At 69.3% G+C, this 21,318-nt stretch carries 20 protein-coding genes; 12 read left to right on the top strand and 8 right to left on the bottom strand.

The annotated features are described in order from the left end of the window. Positions 1–56 precede the first annotated feature (56 nt). Complete coding sequence (locus ACQP2E_RS07215) at positions 57–254, top strand: hypothetical protein (protein ID WP_111648879.1); 198 nt, start codon at positions 57–59, stop codon at positions 252–254. Position 255: 1 nt separating this feature from the next. Then, positions 256–1,083 (top strand): site-2 protease family protein, encoded by an 828-nt coding sequence (locus tag ACQP2E_RS07220; RefSeq protein WP_433829120.1) that lies wholly within the window; start codon positions 256–258, stop codon positions 1,081–1,083. A 27-nt stretch (positions 1,084–1,110) separates the two neighbouring features. Here the strand turns inward: ACQP2E_RS07220 and ACQP2E_RS07225 are convergent, their stop codons facing one another. Together ACQP2E_RS07225 and ACQP2E_RS07230 are read right to left on the bottom strand one after the other, a co-directional pair. Next, positions 1,111–2,109, bottom strand: a complete 999-nt coding sequence (locus tag ACQP2E_RS07225; protein ID WP_433829122.1) for an aldo/keto reductase family protein — start codon at positions 2,107–2,109, stop codon at positions 1,111–1,113. 10 nt (positions 2,110–2,119) lie between these two features. Continuing rightward, positions 2,120–5,551 carry a WG repeat-containing protein gene (locus ACQP2E_RS07230; protein WP_433829124.1) on the bottom strand — a complete coding sequence of 1,144 codons (3,432 nt, stop codon included), beginning with the start codon at positions 5,549–5,551 and terminating at the stop codon, positions 2,120–2,122. 1,420 nt (positions 5,552–6,971) lie between these two features. On the opposite strand from ACQP2E_RS07230, the gene ACQP2E_RS07235 reads away from it, so the two are divergent. The 4 genes from ACQP2E_RS07235 (at position 6,972) to ACQP2E_RS07250 (ending at position 9,996) form a co-directional block, all read left to right on the top strand. Next, positions 6,972–7,103 carry a hypothetical protein gene (locus ACQP2E_RS07235; RefSeq protein WP_433833806.1) on the top strand — a complete coding sequence of 44 codons (132 nt, stop codon included), beginning with the start codon at positions 6,972–6,974 and terminating at the stop codon, positions 7,101–7,103. Positions 7,104–7,404: 301 nt separating this feature from the next. Continuing rightward, entirely contained in the window at positions 7,405–8,256 is an 852-nt protein-coding gene (locus ACQP2E_RS07240; RefSeq protein ID WP_433833808.1) for an ABC transporter permease, read from the top strand. Continuing rightward, positions 8,249–9,049 carry an ABC transporter permease gene (locus ACQP2E_RS07245; protein ID WP_433829126.1) on the top strand — a complete coding sequence of 267 codons (801 nt, stop codon included), beginning with the start codon at positions 8,249–8,251 and terminating at the stop codon, positions 9,047–9,049. Before ACQP2E_RS07240 ends, ACQP2E_RS07245 begins: the two co-directional genes overlap by 8 nt. Next, the gene (locus tag ACQP2E_RS07250) at positions 9,046–9,996 is read left to right on the top strand and encodes an ABC transporter ATP-binding protein (RefSeq protein ID WP_433829128.1); all 951 of its coding nucleotides are present in this window, start codon (positions 9,046–9,048) and stop codon (positions 9,994–9,996) included. Before ACQP2E_RS07245 ends, ACQP2E_RS07250 begins: the two co-directional genes overlap by 4 nt. On the opposite strand, the gene ACQP2E_RS07255 is transcribed toward ACQP2E_RS07250, so the two are convergent. Then, positions 9,993–10,547, bottom strand: coding sequence for a helix-turn-helix domain-containing protein (locus ACQP2E_RS07255; protein WP_433829130.1), 555 nt, complete (start codon positions 10,545–10,547; stop codon positions 9,993–9,995). The genes ACQP2E_RS07250 and ACQP2E_RS07255 overlap by 4 nt on opposite strands. 64 nt (positions 10,548–10,611) lie before the next feature. Here ACQP2E_RS07255 and ACQP2E_RS07260 point away from each other — a divergent pair, with 64 nt between their 5' ends. Together ACQP2E_RS07260 and ACQP2E_RS07265 are read left to right on the top strand one after the other, a co-directional pair. Then, on the top strand, positions 10,612–11,445 hold the full coding sequence (locus ACQP2E_RS07260) for an AzlC family ABC transporter permease (RefSeq protein WP_433829132.1): 834 nt from the start codon (positions 10,612–10,614) through the stop codon (positions 11,443–11,445). After that, complete coding sequence (locus tag ACQP2E_RS07265; protein WP_433829135.1) at positions 11,439–11,747, top strand: AzlD domain-containing protein; 309 nt, start codon at positions 11,439–11,441, stop codon at positions 11,745–11,747. Before ACQP2E_RS07260 ends, ACQP2E_RS07265 begins: the two co-directional genes overlap by 7 nt. 1,433 nt (positions 11,748–13,180) lie before the next feature. Here ACQP2E_RS07265 and ACQP2E_RS07270 read toward each other — a convergent pair. The 3 genes from ACQP2E_RS07270 to nadA all read right to left on the bottom strand — a co-directional run bounded on the left by ACQP2E_RS07270 (position 13,181) and on the right by nadA (position 16,660). Further along, positions 13,181–13,798, bottom strand: coding sequence for a DUF3043 domain-containing protein (locus ACQP2E_RS07270; protein ID WP_433829137.1), 618 nt, complete (start codon positions 13,796–13,798; stop codon positions 13,181–13,183). Positions 13,799–13,865: 67 nt separating this feature from the next. After that, positions 13,866–15,221 carry a UDP-N-acetylglucosamine 1-carboxyvinyltransferase gene (gene murA / locus ACQP2E_RS07275; protein WP_111648869.1) on the bottom strand — a complete coding sequence of 452 codons (1,356 nt, stop codon included), beginning with the start codon at positions 15,219–15,221 and terminating at the stop codon, positions 13,866–13,868. Positions 15,222–15,490: 269 nt separating this feature from the next. Then, complete coding sequence (gene nadA, locus ACQP2E_RS07280; RefSeq protein WP_433829139.1) at positions 15,491–16,660, bottom strand: quinolinate synthase NadA; 1,170 nt, start codon at positions 16,658–16,660, stop codon at positions 15,491–15,493. Between the two features lie 71 nt (positions 16,661–16,731). On the opposite strand from nadA, the gene ACQP2E_RS07285 reads away from it, so the two are divergent. From ACQP2E_RS07285 to ACQP2E_RS07300, 4 genes are all read left to right on the top strand, one after another. Continuing rightward, the gene (locus ACQP2E_RS07285) at positions 16,732–17,838 is read left to right on the top strand and encodes a glycerate kinase family protein (protein ID WP_433829141.1); all 1,107 of its coding nucleotides are present in this window, start codon (positions 16,732–16,734) and stop codon (positions 17,836–17,838) included. An 89-nt stretch (positions 17,839–17,927) separates the two neighbouring features. Then, entirely contained in the window at positions 17,928–18,296 is a 369-nt protein-coding gene (erpA, locus tag ACQP2E_RS07290; protein WP_433829143.1) for an iron-sulfur cluster insertion protein ErpA, read from the top strand. A 117-nt stretch (positions 18,297–18,413) separates the two neighbouring features. Continuing rightward, positions 18,414–19,391, top strand: a complete 978-nt coding sequence (locus ACQP2E_RS07295; RefSeq protein WP_433829145.1) for a carbohydrate kinase family protein — start codon at positions 18,414–18,416, stop codon at positions 19,389–19,391. 11 nt (positions 19,392–19,402) lie between these two features. Continuing rightward, positions 19,403–19,903 (top strand): AAA family ATPase, encoded by a 501-nt coding sequence (locus ACQP2E_RS07300; protein WP_433829147.1) that lies wholly within the window; start codon positions 19,403–19,405, stop codon positions 19,901–19,903. On the opposite strand, the gene ACQP2E_RS07305 is transcribed toward ACQP2E_RS07300, so the two are convergent. After that, entirely contained in the window at positions 19,896–20,105 is a 210-nt protein-coding gene (locus ACQP2E_RS07305; protein WP_433833810.1) for a sulfurtransferase TusA family protein, read from the bottom strand. The genes ACQP2E_RS07300 and ACQP2E_RS07305 overlap by 8 nt on opposite strands. Then, positions 20,102–21,247 carry a cysteine desulfurase family protein gene (locus ACQP2E_RS07310; protein WP_433829149.1) on the bottom strand — a complete coding sequence of 382 codons (1,146 nt, stop codon included), beginning with the start codon at positions 21,245–21,247 and terminating at the stop codon, positions 20,102–20,104. Before ACQP2E_RS07310 ends, ACQP2E_RS07305 begins: the two co-directional genes overlap by 4 nt. Between the last annotated feature and the right edge of the window lie 71 nt (positions 21,248–21,318).

Here is a 21,318-nt window from a genome sequence, read left to right on the forward strand (position 1 = left end):
GCGGACAAGCCGTAGGGTGGAAGCCCACCGACGCAGACGACGTGAGGGGGCGGCTTATGCCGTGGAGTTGGCGGTACGAGGACGTCGACGGTAAGCCGGTCGAAGGACCCGCCGAGACGTTCAGCAGCCAGGCGGACGCCGAGTCCTGGATCGGTCAGGAGTGGCGGCAGCTGCAGACCACCGGCGTCAGTACGGTCGTGCTGGTCGAGGACGACCGGGTCGACTACCAGATGAGTCTCACGCCGGCGGACTGACGTGACCTACGAACCGGTCTATACGCGTACGCCGCGCAACGCCTTCCTGCCGAGCCCGGTCTTCGTCGGGATCGTCGCGGTCTTCGCGGTCAGTGGCGTGATGACCTGGACCAGTTTCGGCAACGTCCGGATCGACGTCTTCCTCTTCGTGATCTCGGGCTGGATCATCTCGCTCTGCCTGCACGAGTACGCGCACGCGCTCACCGGCTACTTCTCCGGTGACCTGAGCGTGGCCGACCGGGGTTACCTGCGGCTGAACCCGTTGAAGTACACCCACCCGCTGCTCTCGATCGTGCTGCCGGTGATCGTGGTGATCCTCGGCGGCATCGGACTTCCCGGCGGTGCGGTCTGGATCGACCATCAGTACATCCGCAGCCGGCTCAAGGACTCGTTGATCAGCGCGGCCGGCCCGCTGACGAACGTGGTCCTCGCGCTGGTCGTGGCGGTGCCGTTCCTGGCCGGGCTGGCACCGGAACTGGCACCGACGGTCACCGGTCAATACACCTTGAGCGACTCGGGGCATCTGGAGTTCTGGGCGGCTCTGGCGCTGCTCGCGTTCCTCCAGGTGACGGCGAGCGTGCTCAACTTCCTCCCGGTGCCGGGCCTGGACGGCGGCAGCATCATCTCGCCGTGGTTCAGCCCGGCGTACCAGCGCGCCTGGAACCTCGTCGCCCCGTGGGGCTTCCTCCTGCTGTTCCTGCTGCTCTGGCAGACGCAGGTGGGTGAGTACTTCTACGTGGCGGTGAACTGGCTTGCCGGGCTGATCAACGTGGAGCCGTGGCTCTACGCCCTCGGCTTCGACCTCATGCGGTTCTGGAGCAGCACCTGATAAAAGGCGCCGGACAAAGGGCCCCGGTTACGGACGCTTGGCCGGGCTGGAGGTGAGCGACGGGTCCCGGGTCACGACCGGGTCCAGGATCTCGTCGATCGCCTTCAGCAGGCCGGCGTCCAGCTCCACGCCGGACGCCTTGACGTTGTCGCGTACCTGCTCGGGCCGGGACGCGCCGATGATCGCGGCGGACACGTTCGGGTTCTGCAGCACCCATGCCACGCCGAGCTGGGCCATGGTGAGCCCGGCCTCGGCGGCGATCGGCTCGAGCCGTGCCACAGCGGTGAGCACGTCGTCCTCCAGCCAGCGGGCGATGAACCCGGCGCCGGACTTCTCGTCGGTGGCCCGCGAACCGGCCGGCGGCTGCTGACCCGGCTTGTACTTGCCGGTCAGCACCCCCTGCGCGAGCGGCGACCAGACGATCTGGCCCAGTCCGAGTTCCTCGGAGGCGGGCACCACCTCGGCCTCGATGACCCGCCACAGCATCGAGTACTGCGGCTGGTTCGACACCAGACGGATCTTCAGCTCGTCGGCGAGCGGCTTGGCGGCCCGGATCTCGCCGGCGGTCCACTCGGACACCCCGATGTAGTGCGCCTTGCCCCGGTGCACCACGTCGGCGAAGGCCTCCATGGTCTCTTCCAGCGGCGTGAAGTGGTCGAACCGGTGCGCCTGGTACAGGTCGACGTACTCGGTGCCGAGCCGCCGCAGGGAACCGTCGATCGACTCCATGATGTGCTTGCGGGACAGCCCGCTGTCGTTCGCACCCGGCCCGGTACGCCAGTAGACCTTCGTGAAGATCTCCAGCCCTTCGCGGCGTTCGCCTTTCAGGGCGCGGCCCAGCACCTCTTCGGCGCGGGTTCCGGCGTACACATCGGCGGTGTCGAAGGTGGTGATGCCCTCGTCGAGGGCCGCGCGCACGCAGGCGAGCGCGGCATCCTCCTCGACCTGGGAACCGTGGGTGATCCAGTTGCCGTAGGCGATCTCGCTGACCAGCAGGCCGGAGCGGCCGAGATGACGGTGCTTCATGACACCGTTTCTACAGGACCGGCCGCGCTTCTTCGTTGATCGCTTCCACGGCCGCCGCCCGGTCCTCGTGGATCAGGTCGATCATCGGCTCGCCCTTGCGGGTCAGCGCGCCCCACCGCCCGTTCTGCGACACCAGGAACGCCGACGGGTGGATCACGACCTTTTCGAAGAACGGCTCCACCACGAGCCGGCCGGTCCGGTCCAGCACGCCGAGGCGTTCGCCCGCGCTGACCACGGCCAGGCCCTCGTCGCTGAACCCGTCCAGCTCGCCGCCGATGTGCAGCGTCGTTGCGAACGCCGGCCAGCCCGGCGGCACCGCGATCCGGCCGTGCCGGTCGAGAGCGCCCCACACGCCGCCCTGCTGGATCAGCGCGATACCCCGCCGGAACGGCCGGGCGTCCTCGAACTGGCCGTTCACGACCGCGCGGTTCTGGCGGTCGATCACGAACCAGCCGCCCCGGGGCTGCCGGGACACCCACGCCAGTCCTTCGGCGAAGGGCGCCACCTGCAGATATTCCCGATTTATCAGGACTTTCCCGGATGGGTCGATCAGCTCCCAGGCGGGGGAGTCGGGTCGGCGTACCCAAGCCACACCTTCGGTGAACGGTCGCACCTCGGCGAAACGAGGCTCGACCGCGGCCGCGAACCCCCACAGCCCGGCGCCGTCGTCGAGCAGCGGCATCGGCGCGGTGATCCGCCCAAGCAGTTCGTCACGACTGCGCGGATAGGGACCCCAGCTCTGCGACGCGGTCTTCCTGCTGATCGCGTCCAGCGCCATCTCGACCCGCTCGATCAGCTCCGGGTCACCGCCCTGCCGCACGTCGAGCGCCCGCTCGAAGTGGTTCACCGCCTCCAGGAACCGCCCCTGCTCGAACGCCGACCGCCCAGCCAGCTCGAAGATCTCCGCCCGGGTCCGCGACGGCAGCTCCACCGAGTCGGCCTGCGCGTAGAGCCGGTCCGCCTCATCGAACTCGCCCCGCCACTGCAACACGTGCGCCAACCGAGCCTGCGCGATCGAAATCGGTCGCAACTCCCCGCTGGTTTCAGCGTGCCGCACCGCTTCCCGCGCGTCGTCGAGCGCCTCGTCCAAATCACCGAGAACCCGCGACACCACAGCCCGCAGACTCAGCAGCCCAGCCCGGACGTTGTCCCGCTCGGCGAACTCCAGCCGGTCCGTAAGCCGATCGATCAGATCACCGAGCCGGTCCGGCTCATCGACCTGCTCACGCAGGGTCTCCGGATCGAAGGTCCAGGCATAGGACGCCAAGATCTCCTCAGGATCAGCCCGCCGCCGGTCACCCACCGACCGCTGGTCCCGCCGCTGCCGCACCGGCTCCCGCTTGGGTACGCCCAAAGCAGGCTGATCCCCAGTCCCAGAGGCTGCCTGGCCTCTTTCGGACAGACGGGATCCCAACACCGCTTCGACGGGGCGGCCAGCCTCAGCCGCGACGAGGGCCGTGAGAGGCGCACTCTCCTCAACCGGAACCGTCTCAGCAAGCGAGGTGGTAACGACAACCGCCGCCGGTTCCTCAGTCTGCTCGGCAGCCGGCTCGGCAGCTTCAGCGACCTTGGTCGCCGGCTCGGCGATCGGCTCGGCGGCCGGCTCGTCGGAGGGCTCATCCGCAAACGCCGAGACGCCGAACGACTGGAAGTCAGCGAAAGGCTGATCAAACTCCGGCCCGTGAGCGGCCGGCTCGCCAGTGGCCGGCTCGCCAGTGGCCGGCTCGCCAGTGGCCGGCTCGCCGGTGGCCGGCTCGTCAGCTGTCAGCTCCCCGAAGGTCTGGAACTCAGCGAAGTCCCTGTCGAAATCAGGTTCCTCAACAGCGACGTCCTCTTCAGCTTCCGGCACGATGTCCGCGTCGACGGTCCGGGGGAGGTAAGCCTCTACCTCGCCCACGACCGGCACGTCCGTGCCCGGCTCGCCCAGGCCCGTCTCGGCCAGGTCTGATCCAGCGACGTCAGGCGCGATCACGTCAGGCGCGGCCATGTTGAGCGCGATCACGTCGGGCGCGACCATGTCTGGCGCGACCATGTCGGGCGCGGCCACGTCGGACTCGATCGCCTCTGGTGCAGCCGCGTCGGGCTCGATCGCCTCGGGCGCGGACAGGTCCGGCTCGACGGGTATCGGCTCGAACGGGATTCCCTCCACGGGGAAGGGCTCGACCAGGATTGGGCCGCCTGCGACCGGGGTCTCGGCGAGAGGCTCGTCCTCGAGCGACACCTGCGCGAGGTGCCGAACGACAAGGGGCTCGTCAGCGACGAACTCATCGGGTACCGGCATGTCGACGATCACCGCGTCGAGCGGCCGATCCGCAGGCTCCTCGACAACGGGCGCGACGTCAACCGCGGACTCTTCGACGACGGGCGTGACGTCGACCGGGGGCTCTTCGGCGACGGGCGTGACGTCGACCGCGGGCTCCTCGGCGATGCGCTCCTCGGCGAGGCTCTCGGAGGTGACCAGTTCTGCCCCGAAGGGGTGCTGGACGACGAAGTCCTCGACCGAAGGTTCGCTGATGGGTAGATCCTGTGCGATCGACCGAACGGTGAGCTGCTCCGCCACGAGAGCCTCGTCGCTCACAGCCCGCTCGCCGACTGGCTCCGCCGGGACCAACCGCTCGCCGACGGGCTCCGCTGAGGCCAACCGATCGCTGATCGGCTCCTCAGCGGGAGGCTGCGGGGCGGCCGGTTCGTCGGCGACGAACTGCTGGGCGACCTGCTCCTCCGCGACCATATGCTCCGCAGAGGGCTCTTCCGGGGTCGGATTGTCGGTTTCGGCTTCCTCGTCGGATTCGATTGCCGGCGCGAACCAACCCTGCGGCCGTACCTCGGGCACGACCTCCGGCTCGGCCTCGGGCTCCACCTCTGCCTCGGGAACCGGCGTCGTCGCGCCGAGCCCGCTCATCGAAAGCAACCAGCCAAGGCCGTGCGGTTCCTCAGCCGGAACCTCCGGAGCGGCATGCTCCTCACGACGGACCTCAGCGACAGGCTCGTCAGGCCGAGAGTGTGCGGCAGGACGCCGTTCCACGGGCGGAACCACAGGCTCCAGCGGCGGACCGGTAACAGTTCCGAGCTCAGCGCCGGCAGCGTGCGTACCCATTCGGCGCGGGTCGATCACCTGCCGATGCTCGTAGTCCGCCTCATGCTTCCCAGCAAGATCAGCCTGTCGCGCGTCACCCGCCCGGCTCGCCTCGTCCCGGCGCACCTGCTCCCCGGCCGGGAAGCGCTCGTCGCGGCGTACCTGCTCGCCCGTGGGGAAGCGCTCGTCGCGGCGTACCTGCTCGCCCGTGGGGAAGCGTTCCTCGCGTCGCGGTTGGTCGCCGGTCGGGAAGCGGTTGTCGTGGCGTGGCGGCTCGCCGCCCTGGAAGCGGGATCCGCCGCGGAGCTGTTCGCCGGCGTGGAAACGGTTCTGGCCGTCGCCGGACTCCTCCGTACGGAAGGACACGCCCGACCCGGAGATCGGAGCAGGCCCGGACACGGGAGCGACAGCTCCCGCCCCGGAAACAGGCGCGATCGGACCCGAACCCGCCGGCCGAATCGCCTCGCCGCCGTGCCCAGGTACCACCGGAACCGCACCATGCCGCGCAGGCCCCGAACCCGGTTGCCCAGGAAGGCCGCCACCTCCGACCTGAGGCTGGGGTACGCCGGACCCGGCCGGTGAGGGCTGTGCGTGCGGGTAGGCCGCGGCAGGCGGCATGACCGGCTGCTGCGGCGTTACGCGGGTCGGCTGCGGCGCGGGGCGCGACGGGGCCGGCCCGTTCCGATCCTGGGGGACCGGACGCAGGTCGAACGGCGCTTCCGGGGTGCGGCCTTCGCGTGGAGTGCGACGTTCGTCGGTATATGCCGGGAATGCCTCGGGCGGCGCCGGGCGGGCACTGCCGTAGGCGGACCCAGCCGGCGAAACCGGACCCGTCGCCGGACGCCCGTCCGGACCAAGCCGCGGAATCTGCTGCTCGTGCCCCGGACGACCACCCTGCTCGTGCCCCGGACGACCACCCTGCTCAGGCAGCGGCCGTCCATCAGGTGAGTGCCGGAGACCCTGGTGCTCGGGGCGACGACCCTGAAGTCCAGGCTCGCGGAACCCGGGATCCTGCACCGGACGCGGCTGCCCACCAGGACCACCAGGACCGCCAGGACCACCCGGACCACCCGGCTGCGGCGGCCCGGAGAACCGGCCCTGCGGCGGCATGCCCGGACCGCCCGGGTGCTGCGGCGGAACCTGCCCACCGCGGCCAGGGCCATGGGGAGGAACCGGACCAGGAGGGGCGGAACTGGGAGGAACCGAACCGGGCGTAACGGAACCGGGCGGAACGGAACCGGGCGGAACGGAACCGGGCGGAACCGGGCCACCCTGATAACCGGGACCGTTGGGGCGGCCGGTGTAACCCGGCGGCGGGACCGGACCGCGGCCCCACTGGCCGGGCTGACCCTGGCCCTCGGGAGCGATCGGCGGCTGAGGAGCCCGCCCCGCCGCCGGACGCGCGGAACCGTACTGACCCGGACCCTGCTGCCCAGGACCAGAACCAGGACCAGAAGCAGGACCAGGACCAGGGCCAGGCGCGGAGCCTGGGACAGGCCCGGGAGCGGAACCCGGCCCCTGGCCGTAGACCGGGCCACCACCACGGCGCTGGTCGCCGCCGCCCTGCCACGGGCGGTCGTCGACGCGGTTGTGGACGTGGATGGGTCGGTTCCAGGACGGGTCCTCACGAGGGCCGCGCGGTTCCTCGTACCCTCGCTGGGTTTGATCCTCGGGCCACGACGGAGCCGGAACCGGCGCTGGGCCGACCGTTGCGCGGCCTCGGCCGCGACCGTCCGCGCCCGGGCTGACCGGCGCCGCGCTCGTCGGGACCGAACTCGTCGGAACGCTGCTGATCGGGACAGAGCTTGTCGGGACAGAGCTTGTCGGGACAGAGCTGATGGGTACGGCGCTGGTCGGGACCGAGCTGATGGGCGCGGCGCTGACCGGGGCGGACGCACTGCCTCGGGACGCCTCGTAGACCGGGGTTTGCACGGCCTTGCGGCGTCCGGGGTCGCCCGGGTAGCGCTGTCCGGGGAGTGCTTCCCACTCCCACGTGATCTCGTAGACCCACGCCGGCTCGTCGTCCCAGCTGTCCGGGCCCGGCCGGGAGCTCCAACCGTTCATCGGGCGGCCAACGGGCGGCCCGGCAGTTGGCGACTCTCCGTCACGGCGTACTCCACCTTGTCCAAAAATCGTGCCGTGGCAGGCCGGGGACCGGGTTAGAGTCGCCCGGCTCCACTGCGGGGGGTATTCGAAAGGAGATTAACGGCGTGAGCCGGATCGACGCCAGGGTGCTGACGATCTCTCGAATCGGTCCGTTCCGCAGCTCGGCCACTACTTTCGGTGTGCTTGTTGCGTCGGGTTTCCGGAGGTACTCCACCTACCGGCAAGCCACCATAGCCGGATCGTTCACCAACATAGTCTTCGGCTTCCTGCGCTGCTACGTGCTGCTGGCGGTCGCGGCAGGCGCGGTGGGGCAGCGGCCGGCGGGTTACGACGTGGAGCAGCTCGCGACGTACGTCTGGGTGGGTCAAGGGTTACTCGCGGTGATCGGAATGTGGGGCTGGACCGAGCTGGCCGAGCGGATCCGCACCGGTGACATCGCGGCCGACCTGTTACGTCCGGTCTCCCCGGTGACCAGCTATCTCGCCGCTGACCTGGGCCGGGCCCTGCATGCGATGCTCACCCGGTTCGGCCCGCCGCTGGTGGCCGGTGCGATCTTCTTCCCACTTCACGTGCCCTCTCGCTGGCAGACCGTTCCGCTCTTCGCCGTCTCTGTGATCCTCGCCGTGATCATCTGCTTCGCTTGCCGTTATGTCGTGAATGCGACCGCTTATTGGCTCCAGGACGCCCGCGGGCCGATCATGCTCTGGACGCTGGGTTCGGGTGTCCTCGGCGGCCTCTACTTCCCGCTGCGGCTTCTGCCGGATTGGGCCACCGTCACTCTTTGGCTGGGTACGCCACTCCCGAGCCTCCTTCAAGCGCCACTCGACGTGATTACCGAACGTGACGGCCCGGCTCTGCAGGCGGGACTTGTCGGGGTGCAGGCGTTCTGGGCGGTGCTGACAGTGAGCCTGGCCGTGCTGGTGCAGCGCCGGGCCGAGCGCCGGCTGGTGGTGCAGGGTGGGTGAGCTGCGGGCGTACGCGGCGCTGTTCGGTGCGCAGACCCGGTCGGTGCTCAGCTATCGGACGTCGTTCGTGGTCGAGCTGTTCGGCAACATGGGCGCCACGGTCTTCGACGTGATCACGGTGCTGGTGCTGTTCCGAGCAACACCGCAGGTGGGCGGATTCACCCTGGCCCAGGCGGTCCTCATGGTCGGGCTCAGCTCGGCCGGGTTCGCGCTGGCCGACATGCTGGTCGGCAACGTGGATCGTCTCAAGACCTATGTCCGGGCCGGGACGCTGGACGCCGTGCTGGTCCGGCCACTGCCAGCCCTGCCGCAGCTGCTGCTCATGGACCTGCCGTTGCGTAAGGCGCTGCGTGTCGTGTTCGGCTTCACCGTGCTCACCGGCGCGGTCGTGATGAACGACATCGACTGGACGCCGGCGAGGGTCGTGCTGATCGTCGTGACGCCGCTGGCCGCTGCCGCCTTCTTCGGCTCGATCTTCGTGATCAGTGCCACGCTCGCTTTCTGGTGGGTCGACTCCGGCGAGATCGGCTCTGCCTTCACCTATGGCGGGCGGGATTTCACTTCGTACCCGATCACGGTTTATGGGGCTGGATTCAGGGGCCTTTTCGCGTACGCGATGGGGTTTGGTTTTGTGGCCTATCAGCCGGCGCTGGCGCTCCTGGGCCGAGCCGATCCGCTGGGTCTGCCGGCCGTGGCCGGCTATCTCTCACCGCTGGTCGCGCTGGCTGCGGCGGCTGTCGCCGCCTGCGTCTGGCGCACCGGAATCCGTCACTATCGGAGCACAGGCTCATGATTCAGGTTCGCGAATTGCAAAAGACCTTTTCGGTACGCGTGAAAGCAGGCCGATTCCGGCGTGAGAAACGTGTCGTCACCGCCGTCGACGGGGTGAGTCTGGCGATCGAGCGTGGCGAGATGGTCGGATATATCGGTCCGAACGGGGCCGGAAAGTCCACCACGCTGAAAATGCTGACCGGGGTGCTGACGCCGTCCTCCGGTTTCATCGAGGTATGCGGGTTCACGCCGGTGCCGCAGCGCACCCGGCTGGCGCTGCGGATCGGTGTCGTTTTCGGTCAGCGTTCCCAGCTCTGGTGGGATCTGCCGCTGCGTGAGTCGTTCGGGCTGCTGCGGCACGTCTACCGGGTGCCGGCCGACGCTCACGAAGCCCGGCTGCGGCGATGCCGCGCGCTGCTCGACCTGGATTCGTTCATGGATACGCCGGTTCGGCAGCTGTCGCTCGGCCAGCGGATGCGCGGTGAGTTGACGGCGGCGCTGCTGCACGGCCCTGAAGTGCTGTTTCTCGACGAGCCGACGATCGGCCTCGATGTCGTCTCGAAGCAGGCCGTGCGGGCTTTCCTCGGCGAACTCGGCGCGAGCGGCGACGTCACGCTGGTGCTGACCACGCATGACCTGGCCGACATCGAGCGGCTGTGCGAGCGGCTCGTGGTGATCGACCACGGCCGGGTCGTGCACGACGGGACGATCGAGGCACTGCACTCGCGCTACGGGTCGCGGCGAAGTCTCGTGGCTGATCTGGAACGGCCATTGCCCGCAGGCTTCGCACTGCCCGGCGCGGTGGTCACCTCGGTGGAGGCGGGCGGGCATCGGGTGACGTTCGCGCTGGAGTCGGTGGCGGCAGGCGCTGCGGTGGCGGGGCTGGTGGCGGCGGTCGGGGTGCGTGACCTGTCGGTGCTGGAACCGGACATCGAGGACGTAGTAGCACGCCTTTACACCGATTTTTAGCGATGTTCCATGATTAATACCGCCCATGATGGTTCGAGGGCTTCGTACCGATGCGGCACGTCCCCCGGGAACGTCACGTAGTCGCCGGGGCCGAGTTCGACCGGCTCGTCCACCGGTCCGGTCCGGATCCGTCCCTTCGACACCACCATGTGCTCGACGCTGCCCGGAATGTGTGCCTCGGCCTCCCGGGGCTCACCCGGCTCCAACTCCATCATGTAGATGTCGCGCCGGGTCTGCGGCGACCCGGTAGCCAGTAGCGTCGCCACGAAATCCGCGTGGTCCGACCGCAGCCGAGGCCCCTCACCAGCACGAATGATCCGCACCGGCGACGTGGGCGGCTCGACCAGCCGGCTGAACGGCACGTCGAGCGCCACCCCGAGCGCCCACAGCGTCTCGATGCTCGGATTGCCGGTGCCGGCCTCGAGCTGGGAGAGCGTCGACTTGGCCAGCCCGGCGCGGCGGGCCAGCTCGGTCAGGGTGATCCCGGCGCGGTCCCGCTCCCGGCGCAGGGCGGCCGCGATGACGGCCAGCGGCGGTGCCGGCTGTTGCATGTTCGCTCCATCGGAAGGGTTGTTCGGTTTGACGAACGCTTCGCGTTCGTTCATCGTAGCGAACATGAGTACGTTTAAACGAACGCTGCGAGATGTGGGCGCGCTCGGTGCGGCCATGGTCGCGGTGGGTGCGTCGTTCGGCGCCATCTCGATTGCGTACGGGTTACCGACCTGGGCGCCGATCGCCATGTCGACAGTGGTCTTCGCGGGCGGCTCCCAGTTCCTGGCGGCCGGCCTGCTCGCCGCCGGCAACCCGATCGCGGCGGTACTGGCAGGTTTGCTGCTGAACGCCCGCCACCTGCCGTTCGGCCTGACGATCGCGTCAACGATCGGTGGCCGCTGGCGCGATCGGCTGGTGGGCAGCCACATCATGACCGACGAGGCGGTGGCGTTCGCCCTGGCCGAGCGGGACCCGGTGCAGCGTCGCCGGATCTACTGGCTGGTGGGCACCACACTCTTCATCACCTGGAACGTCGGAACGATCCTCGGAGTTCTGCTGGGCGGCGCCACGGGAGATCCGGACACCTTCGGGTTGGACGCGGCATTTCCGGCGGCATTGATCGCCCTGATTTTGCCGTCACTGCGGGACCGGGCCACCCGGCTGGTCGCGCTGACCGGGGCGGTGATCGCGGTAGCGCTGACCCCGGTCCTGCCGGCCGGACTGCCGGTCCTGTGCGCCCTGTTCGGCCTGCTGGTGCTGCTGTTCCCGGCCCGCTTCCTGCACGGCGGCCAAGCATCGTCACCCGCCGAACCACCCCCGGACGCCGCAAATCCACCGGCCACCGCTGGCTCGGGGTCGGGTGCTGGCTCGGGGGCCGTGGCTGGCTCGGGGTCGGGTGCTGGCTCGGGGGCCGTGGCTGGCTCGGGGGCCGCTGCTGCTGAGGAGACCCGATGCTGATCGCGGCGATCGTGGTTCTTGGCGTAGGCACCTACGTCATCCGTCTCAGCGGAGTCCTCCTGCGGGAACGTCTCGAACTCTCCGAATCCCTGCAACGCGTCCTGCCAATGGCGGCAGCCGCCCTGCTCACCGCCCTGGCCGCGACAGCCGTCCTGATGGCCGGCAGCGAGTTCGCCGGAGTGGCCCGGCCCACCGGCGTACTGATAGGCGGCCTGCTCGCCTGGCGCCGAGCACCGTTCGTCGTAGTGGTAGTGGCGGCAGCCGGCGTAGCAGCGCTACTAAGGCTGGCCGGCATCCCCTGACAGCCCCACCTGCCGAGATCTTGTGAGTTTGCGGTCGCTCGCGTTTCGGCACCTCCGCTCCTCGGCGCGGCGAAGGCCACGCGCCCAGCCCGCCCGGCAGCCGGGGCCGACGACGGTGTGCGGTTGCGCCATCGGACCGGCCCGAAACGCACCAGTTCCACGGCTCTGCCGTAGCGGTGGACGCACACATACTCACCGCCCGGAAGTAGCGAGCACCGGGTTACTCCACGATCTTGGAGACTTATGGCTGCGTGTCGACTTACGGTCCAGTGTGTTGATTTAGGGTTCGATCCGCACCCAATGCCGACACGCGCACGACAAAACGGCTGCCTGTGTCGACTTCGGGCTCGAATCGCACCCCAAATCAACACGCGGCGGGGCTGCGGTGGAGCGGCCCTGCGGAGCGTGGCGGTTTGCGGTTCACCGGCGACCTGTTCGTCGCTCTGCGTGTCGTGCCCACGGGGCATCGGGTCCGATCTGGGAAGCGGGCGCCGATCTGGGAAGCGGGTGCCGATCTGGGGAGCGGGCGCCGATCTGGGGAGCGGGTGCCGATCTGGGAAGCGGGCGCCGATCTGGGGAGCGGGTGCCGATCTGGGAAGCGGGCGCCGATCTGGGAAGCGGGCGCCGATCTGGGAAACTGGCGCCGATCTGGGAAGCGGGCGCCGATCTGGGAAACTGGCAGAGCCTGGAGGCCCCACCATCCGCCACACATGCGCGACGGCCCGTCTTGACATGACAGCGCGGAACACTCGGCGGCTCGAAGTTCCAAGATCGCGGAGTGGCCGGCTTGGGCCACTCGACGGCTCGCGGGGGGCGACGGCTCGCGGGGGGCGACGGCTCGCATGGGGGCGACGGCTCGCATGGGGGCGACGGCTCGCCGGGTGCGATGGCTCGCCGGGTGCGACGGCTCGCAGGAGCGCCGGCCTATGTAGCCATCAGGGTCAGTGCTGCGTTCCGGGCGTTTTGACAGCGTTGACAGCCAGCCGGACACACCGGCTGTCACGTACGGCTGCCGGCTGTACAGCACGGCGACCACCTGGTACAGCCCGAGGCCGACTGGCGTGCATGGCGAGCGCCGGCTGGTGTGCATGGCGAGCGCCGGCTGGTGTGCATGACGAGCGGTGGCTGGTGTGCATGGCGAGCGGTGGCTGGCGTTCACGGCGAACGTCGGCTGGTGTGCACGGCGAGCGGCCGCTGGCTGGTCGGTGGAACTGGCGCGTTTCGCCACACTCGCTGATGTCGCGCGGGCTTTGTGTGGACCTCGGAGGGCCGAACCGCGCACGATCTCGGAGCGAAGCTCGGGCGGGGCGGCGAACCTCGGGCCGGGCGGCGAGCGGCGGTCCTTGAAACGGGTCAGCGCGCGCCGGCGGTGGACGACTGGCGCGCGCTGGGGAAGCCGGCCGGCCTCGGACCGGGGCGGGGAAGCCGGTGCCTCAGAGCTTGGCGCCGTACTCGACCTTGGACTTCGGGATCCGCATGCGGCGGAAGGTCAGGCCTCGCATGATGCCGTACAGATAGAGGGAGCCCATCCGCTGAGTGCTCTGCGGGAAGCGGGCCGACACCATCTTTTTGATCTTGCGGGCGATCAGGATGCTGTCGACCAGGACGGCCAGGGCCAGCAGGGCCCAGATCAGGGTGCTGATGTTCTGGATCGTGCGGTTCGGCACGGAGGAGCCGATCAGCACGACCACGGCGCCGGCGATGAACCAGGAGCCCACGGTGCGGCGGGAGTCGACGATGTCGCGGACCAGGGAACGCTCCGGGCCGCGGTCGCGGGCGAGCAGGTAACGCTCGTCGCCCTCGCGCATGCCCGCGTTGGCCTCGGCGCGCTCGGCCCGCTGACGCTCGCGCATCTGCTTGTAGGCCTCTTTGCGGTTCTCCGGGGCCTTGTCCTGCACGCGGCGGCCGGTGGCGGCGCGTTTCGGAGTGGCGACACCCAGCTCTTTCTTGCTGGGTGTGTAACTCCTCGGCCGGTTGTCGGCAGCGTTCACCTCCTCCTCCACCTGGGAGGGGGCGACGTCAGCTGGCTTGCGGCGAAACAGCGGGGACACGCCACGAGCGTAGCCAAACGGCGCGGTGTGACACACACCGCGCCGTTGATCGTGACAAAGATGCAGCTCAGGGACGCTCGACGTGGGCGCCGAGGGCGGCCAGCTTGGCCTCGAAGTCCTCGTAGCCGCGTTCGATCAGGTTGACGCCGTAGACACGGGAGGTGCCTTCAGCCGCAAGCGCCGCGATCAGGTGCGCGAAACCGGCCCGCAGGTCGGGGATGACCAGGTCGGCGGCGTGCAGCTTGGACGGGCCGGCGATGACCGCGGAGTGCATGAAGTTGCGGCGGCCGAAGCGGCACGGGGTGCCGCCGAGGCAGTCCCGGTAGACCTGGATGGTCGCGCCCATCGAGTTCAGCGCGTCGGTGTAGCCGAGCCGCTGCTCGTACACCGTCTCGTGCATGATCGAGATGCCGCGGGCCTGGGTGAGCGCGACGACCAAGGGCTGCTGCCAGTCGGTCATGAAGCCGGGGTGCACGTCGGTCTCCAGCGCGACGGCCTTCAGCTCGCCGCCCGGGTGCCAGAACTTGATGCCACCCTCGGCGCCGGTCACGCCGGGGCGGGCGATCCGGTCGTCGGTGATCTTCAGCTCGCCGCCGATGGACCGGAAGACGTTCAGGAACGTCATCATGTCGGCCTGGCGGGCGCCGACCACTTCGATCTCGCCACGGGTGGCGAGCGCGGCGGCGGCCCAGCTGGCGGCCTCGATCCGGTCCGGGATCGGCTTGTGCTCGTAGCCGGTCAAACGAGGCACGCCCTGGATCTCGATGACCCGGTCGGTGTGCACCGTGATGATGGCGCCCATCTTCTGCAGGATGCAGATGAGGTCCATGATCTCGGGTTCGATGGCGGCGTTGCGCAGCTCGGTGACGCCTTCGGCGCGAACCGCGGTGAGCAGCACCTGCTCGGTGGCGCCGACGCTCGGGTACGGAAGTTCCAGCTTGGCGCCGTGCAGACCGTTCGGAGCGCTGAGGTGCATGCCCTCCGGGGTCTTGTCGACCACCGCTCCGAACTCACGCAGCGACCTGATGTGGAAGTCGATCGGGCGCGGCCCGATGTGGCAGCCGCCCAGGTCGGGAATGAACGCGTGGCCGAGCCGGTGCAGCAGTGGCCCGCAGAGCAGGATCGGGATTCGGCTGGATCCGGCGTGCACATTGATCTCGTCGGTGCTGGCGCTCTCCACGTTCGTGGGGTCCATCACCAGCTCGCCGTCCTCGACGCCGTCGCTGACCTTCACGCCGTGCAGTTCGAGCAGGCCGCGGACGACCTCGACGTCCCGGATGCCCGGTACGTCGTAGAGGTGGCTCGGGGTCTCGCCCAGCAGGGCGGCGACCATTGCCTTGGAAACGAGATTCTTGGCGCCACGGACCCGGATCTGACCTTGCAACGGCGTACCGCCGTGCACGATCAGGACATCGTCGGTCAACGTAACCTCCAGCCGGCGGGCGGTGGGCCGCCCGGTGTACGAGGGGCAGAGCGAGGGTGGGGGTACCCGATTCTGCAACCGGGGAAGCATAGCGCTGAGTGACAAATACGCCAGTCGTGGCGCGGCGCGAAACGCAGTCAAATGCCGTTGACTAAGGCAGCCTTAAAAAATCCACCGGACGAGTGGATTCGCTTGACTACTGTGAGTTACGGCCGGACGGGCAAGAGTTACGGCCGGGCGAGCAAGAGTTACGGCCGGGTGAGCAAGAGTTACGGCAGGGCGAGCATCTGATCGAGCGCCACGCGTGCCTCGCGAGCCGTCTTCTCGTCGACCGAGATGACGTTGGGCACACGTCCGGCGACCAGCTCCTCGAGGGTCCAGACCAGGTGCGGCAGATCGATGCGGTTCATCGTCGAGCAGTAGCAGACCGCCCGGTCGAGGAACATGATCTGCTTGTCCGGGTGGGCCAGCGCGAGCCGGCGTACCAAATTGAGCTCGGTGCCGACCGCCCAGGACGACCCGGCAGGCGCGGCGTCGAGGGCCTTGATGATGTATTCGGTGGAGCCGACGTAGTCGGCGGCCCGAACCACCTCGTGGCGGCACTCGGGGTGCACCAGAACGTTGACCCCGGGTACGCGTTCCCGCACCTCACGCACGCTCTCGATGGTGAACCGGCCGTGCACCGAGCAGTGACCCCGCCAGAGGATCATGCGGGCGTTGCGCAGCTGCTCGTCGGTGAGTCCGCCCTTGGGCTTGTGCGGGTCGTAAAGCACGCAGTCGTCGAGGTCGAAGCCCATCTCCAGGACCGCGGTGTTGCGGCCGAGGTGCTGGTCGGGCAGGAAGAAGACCTTGGAGCCCTGCTCGAACGACCAGTCGAGGGCGCGCTTGGCGTTCGACGAGGTGCAGACGACGCCGGAGTTGCGGCCGACGAAGCCCTTGATGTCGGCCGAGGAGTTCATGTAAGTCACCGGGACGATCTGGTCGGTGATCCCGAGGTCCTCGAAGTGCTCCCAGGCGGTCTCCACCTGGCCGAGCACGGCCATGTCGGCCATCGAGCAGCCGGCCGCCAGGTCCGGCAGGATCACCTGCTGGTCCGGGGTCGTCAGGATGTCCGCGCTCTCGGCCATGAAGTGCACGCCGCAGAAGACGATGAACTCCGCCTCCGGCCGGGCCGCCGCCTGCTGGGCGAGCTTGAACGAGTCACCGGTGACGTCGGCGAACTGGATGACCTCGTCGCGCTGGTAGTGGTGACCGAGCACGAAGACGCGGGAGCCCAGCTTCGCTTTCGCCGCCGTGGCCCGGGCCACCAGGCCGGGGTCGCTGGGCGCGGGCAGATCGCCGGGGCAGTCGACGCCCCGCTCGCTGGCCGGGTCGGTGTTCTGACCGAGCAGCAGGAGGGCGAGGGGGGTGTTCGCGGGTTCGGTCCAGGTCGACGTCACGTCCCTCATCGTTACACAAGGGGCCGGACAGAAGCTGCGCCCGGACGGGGTGTGCTGCCACACTCGCGGGTGTGCGCGTACTGATCTGTCCGGACAAGTTCGCCGGCACCCTTTCTGCCCCCGCTGTCGCCGATGCGATCGCGGAGGGCTGGTCCGTCCCCGATGACGTGCTCGTTCGCCGGCCGCTCGCCGACGGGGGCCCAGGTTTCGTCGATGTGCTGGCGGCCGCCCTCGATGGCCGGCGGGTCCCGGTGCAGACGGTCGATCCGCTCGGCCGGCCGGTCCAGGGCGAAATCCTGATAAAGGACCACATCGCGTACGTCGAGAGCGCTCAAGCCTGCGGTCTGCATCTGCTGGCGACGGCCGAGCGTGACCCGAAATCCACCACCTCGTACGGCCTCGGCCTGCTGCTTGCCGCCGCGGTGGAGACGGGCGCCTCCGAGATCGTGGTGGGCCTCGGTGGCTCGGCGGTGAACGACGCGGGCGCCGGGATGCTCGCCGCGCTCGGCGCCGGGCCGGTCGACGTCTCCGGAAATTCGCTTCCGTACGGTGGCGGCCCGCTGATCGCCGCGGCCGGTCTGGCCGGAGAGCCCCGGCTGCGTCAGGTGAGCCTGGTGGCCGCGACCGACGTCGACAACCCGCTGACCGGGCTGCACGGTGCGAGCAACGTGTTCGGGCCGCAGAAGGGCGCCTCGCGGGAGGACGTGCTGCGCCTCGACGCCGCTCTCGAACATTTCGCGGGTGTGCTGGAGCAGGCCTTCGGGCGTACCCACTTGAAAGAAGAACCAGGTGGAGGCGCGGCAGGCGGCCTGGGGGCCGCTCTGATCGCGCTGGGTGGCCGGGTGATTTCGGGTATCAACCTGGTCACGAATTTGATCGGTCTGGACGCCGAGCTCGACGCCGCCGACCTGGTGATCACGGGGGAGGGGTCGTTCGACCATCAGTCCCTGCGCGGAAAGGTGGTCGCCGGGGTCGCGGCCGGCGCGCGGGACCGCGGCGTGCCGTGCGTGGTGCTGGCCGGGCGCAACGAGACCGGGTACCGGGAGGCGGCAGCGGCCGGGGTGACCGAGACGCACACGTTGGTGGAGCATTTCGGTTCGGTCGAAACGGCCCTGGCGGAACCCGCACGCGGCCTGCGAGAACTTTCCGCGAGCCTGGCCGGCCAGTGGAGTAGGTGATCTGTGATCCCTGAGATTGGGAATCTTCGGGATTGGAGTTAGCGTTGGCCTGTACGGCACCTGACCGCACCCTGCAGGGAGATACCTACGTGACCACTGAAGCGCACACCGAGTCGACCGAGGCGACCGCCCCGACCGGCGTCACCCTCACCGACGTCGCCGCGGTGAAGGTCAAGGCCCTGATCGAGCAGGAAGGGCGCGATGACCTGCGCCTGCGCATCGCCGTACAGCCTGGTGGCTGCTCCGGCCTGCGCTACCAGCTCTTCTTCGACGAGCGTTCGCTCGACGGCGACGTGGTGAACGACTTCGACGGTGTCGGCGTAGTCGTCGACCGCATGTCCGCTCCTTATCTCGCGGGCGCGACCATCGACTTCGCGGACCGCATCGACGCGCAGGGCTTCACCATCGACAACCCGAACGCGCAGAACTCCTGCGCCTGTGGCGACTCGTTCCACTAAAAGCCACCAGAAGCACCGATCAGCAGGCCGTCCCGTTCACGGGGCGGCCTGCTGTGCTTCACCGGCCGGTAGTCTCAGGACGTAACAGCCCCCTGTTTCCTATCCCCGAGGGCCGAAATGAAGATCGCCGTCACCGGCTCGATCGCCACCGACCACCTGATGCACTTCCCCGGCAAGTTCGCCGACCAGCTGATCGCCGATCAGCTGCACAAGGTCTCGCTCTCCTTCCTCGTCGACGACCTGGTGGTCCGGCGTGGCGGTGTGGCTCCGAACATCGCGTTCGGCATGGGCAAGCTGGGTCTGCGGCCGATCCTGGTGGGCGCGGTCGGCGCCGACTTCGCCGATTACCGGTCCTGGCTCGAACGGCACGGGGTCGACTGCGACTCGGTGCACATCAGCGACGTGGCGCACACCGCGCGGTTCGTCTGCACCACCGACGACGACCTGAACCAGATCGCCTCCTTCTACGCCGGCGCGATGAGTGAGGCCCGCAACATCGAGCTGGCCCCGGTCAACGAGCGGGCCGGCGGCCTCGACCTGGTGCTCGTCGGTGCGAACGACCCGGCCGCGATGCTCCGGCACTCGCAGGAGTGCCGTGCCCGTGGCTACGCGTTCATCGCCGACCCGTCGCAGCAGCTCGCCCGGATGGACGGCTCGGACGTGATCAGCCTGATCCGCGGCGCCGAGTACCTGATGACGAACGAATATGAGCGTTCCCTGCTGGAGACGAAGGCCGGTCTCACCTCCGACCAGGTTCTGGACGAGGTGAAGATCCGGGTCACCACGCTCGGCAAGGACGGCGTGGAGATCACCGGCAAGGACATCGAGCGCATCCACGTGCCGGTCGTCCCCGGCGTGATCGGCGAGGACCCGACAGGTGTCGGCGACGGCTTCCGGGCCGGTTTCTTCGCCGGCGTCTCCTGGGGCCTCGGCCTGGAGCGTTCGGCACAGATCGGCTCCCTGGTGGCGGCCCTGGTCCTGGAGACCGTCGGCACCCAGGAGTACGACATCAAGGCCGGCGATTTCAGCAAGCGCTTCGCGGCCGCGTACGGGGACGAGGCCGCCGCCGAGATCGCTCCGCACCTCCCCAACTAGGACGTAAACACATGGTTCTCGCGGTCTTCGCCGGGCTTCCCGGCGTCGGCAAGAGCACCCTCGCCGCGCAGGTCGCCACCGAGCTGCCGGCGGCGGTGCTCGCCGTCGACACTGTCGACTTCACGCTCCAGCGGTACGACGTGCAGGAGCACCGCCCCGGCTACGCCGCTTACGGCGTGGTCGCCGCGCTCGCCGAGGAACAGCTCAAGATCGGCCACAGTGTGATCATCGACGCGGTCAATCCGGTGAAGTCGGCCCGCCAGCTCTGGGTGGACCTGGCCGAGCGGATGGATGTTCCGCTGCGCGTCGTCGAGGTGGTCTGCGGTGACGACGCGGAGCACCGCCGCCGGGTCGAGGCTCGGTACGCGGCCCGCGACCACGACGGCGTCCCGGACTGGGTGCGCGTCCTGGAACGTCAGGCGGAGTACGAGCCGTACCTGGGCCCGCGCCTGGTGGTCGACACCTTCCAGGCGAAGGACCCGGTGGACCCGGTCGTGAAGTACCTCAGATAACCCTTCGCACGTCGAACTGATGGCCGTGGCCGGCGACGAACTCCTGCCCCTTCATGCGGCACCAGGCAGGGATGTCGTTGGCCGCGGCCGGATCGTCCGCGAGCACCCGGACGATCTCGCCGACCGGCACGCCCGGCATCGCCTTGGCCAGCTTGATCACCGGCAGCGGGCAGCGCTGTCCGAGACAGTCCAGCGTGATCAGAACCCGGCCTCCTTCCGGATGTCCTCGACAAGACCGGGCAGCACCGCCAGGAAGCGGTCCACCTCCGCCGAGGTGGTGCCACGATGCAGCGACACCCGGACGTTGCCGTGGCTGAGCACGCCCATCGCTTCCAGGACGTGACTGGGCCGCAGCGTCGACGAGGTGCACGAGGAGCCTGAGGACACCGCGAAGCCGTGCCGGTCCAGGGCGTGCAGCAGGGCCTCGCCGTCCACGTACAGGCAACTGAACGTGGTCAGATGCGGCAACCTGTCGATCGGGTCGCCGACGATCTCCACGTCCGGCACGGTTTCGGCGACACGGTTCCGGATCCGGGTGGTGAGCTCGCTCAGGCGTACCCTCTCGCTCTCGGCCTCGGCCACGACGGCTCGCAGGCTTGCCGCGGCCGCGACCACCGCGGGCAGATCGAGCGCGCCCTGCGCGCGAGGGCGATAAAGATCATCCTGTGGTGACGGTGAGAGCCACCGCACACCCTTGCGCACCACCAGCACCCCAACCCCCGGTGGCCCACCCCATTTGCGCGCGCTCGCGCTCAACAGAGACCACCCCTTGGGTACGCGCAAACGACCCACCGACTGAGCAGCGTCGACGAACAGCGGCACGCCGGCCGAGGCGCAGGCCGCCGCCGCTTCCTCGACGGGCTGGACGGTTCCGGCCTCGTGACTGGCGCTGATCAAGCTCGCCAGGGCCACGCCGGGCGCAGACACGGCCCGGCCCCACGCGTCCAGATCGAGCCGGCCGAGACGGTTCACACCCACCTCGGCAGCCTCAGTGGACCGGGCGGCGTGCAGGACGGCCGAGTGCTCGATCGCCGAGTGGACCAGGGTGCGGCCGGCTCGCTGCCGTCCGGCCAGGCCACCCAGGACGGCGGCTTGGGCGGCGGCGGTTCCGGACGGCCAGAAGGAGACTTCGTCCGTGCGTACCGAAAGGATCTCGGCGACCACCGCGGTGGCCGCCTCCTGCAGTTGCTGGGCCCGCCGGCCTGCCGCGTAGAGGCGCGAGGGGTCCGCCCAGCCGTCGGCGAGCGCCGCGAGCAGGGCTTCTCGTGTCACCGGATGGAGGGGAGCCGCGCTCGCCGCGTCCAGGTATACCGGTGGCCCGGCCGGATCGCCTGTGTAATCCACACAGGGAACGGTATCGTCCGGTTGTCCGGGAGTTTGCTTTGCGGAGGGCCTCGGCCCCCCGGTCGCGGGCG

It is taken from the genome of Actinoplanes sp. CA-015351, assembly GCF_050955685.1.
Classification (GTDB): Bacteria; Actinomycetota; Actinomycetes; order Mycobacteriales; family Micromonosporaceae; genus Actinoplanes.

Excerpts from the sequence above, each read along its gene's own strand:
- ACQP2E_RS07215 (WP_111648879.1), top strand. The coding sequence starts at position 57 with ATGCCGTGGAGTTGGCGGTACGAGGACGTCGACGGTAAGCCGGTCGAA.
- ACQP2E_RS07225 (WP_433829122.1), bottom strand. The coding sequence starts at position 2,109 with ATGAAGCACCGTCATCTCGGCCGCTCCGGCCTGCTGGTCAGCGAGATC.
- ACQP2E_RS07250 (WP_433829128.1), top strand. The coding sequence starts at position 9,046 with ATGATTCAGGTTCGCGAATTGCAAAAGACCTTTTCGGTACGCGTGAAA.
- ACQP2E_RS07255 (WP_433829130.1), bottom strand. The coding sequence starts at position 10,547 with ATGCAACAGCCGGCACCGCCGCTGGCCGTCATCGCGGCCGCCCTGCGC.
- ACQP2E_RS07260 (WP_433829132.1), top strand. The coding sequence starts at position 10,612 with ATGAGTACGTTTAAACGAACGCTGCGAGATGTGGGCGCGCTCGGTGCG.
- ACQP2E_RS07265 (WP_433829135.1), top strand. The coding sequence starts at position 11,439 with ATGCTGATCGCGGCGATCGTGGTTCTTGGCGTAGGCACCTACGTCATC.
- ACQP2E_RS07295 (WP_433829145.1), top strand. The coding sequence starts at position 18,414 with ATGAAGATCGCCGTCACCGGCTCGATCGCCACCGACCACCTGATGCAC.
- ACQP2E_RS07300 (WP_433829147.1), top strand. The coding sequence starts at position 19,403 with ATGGTTCTCGCGGTCTTCGCCGGGCTTCCCGGCGTCGGCAAGAGCACC.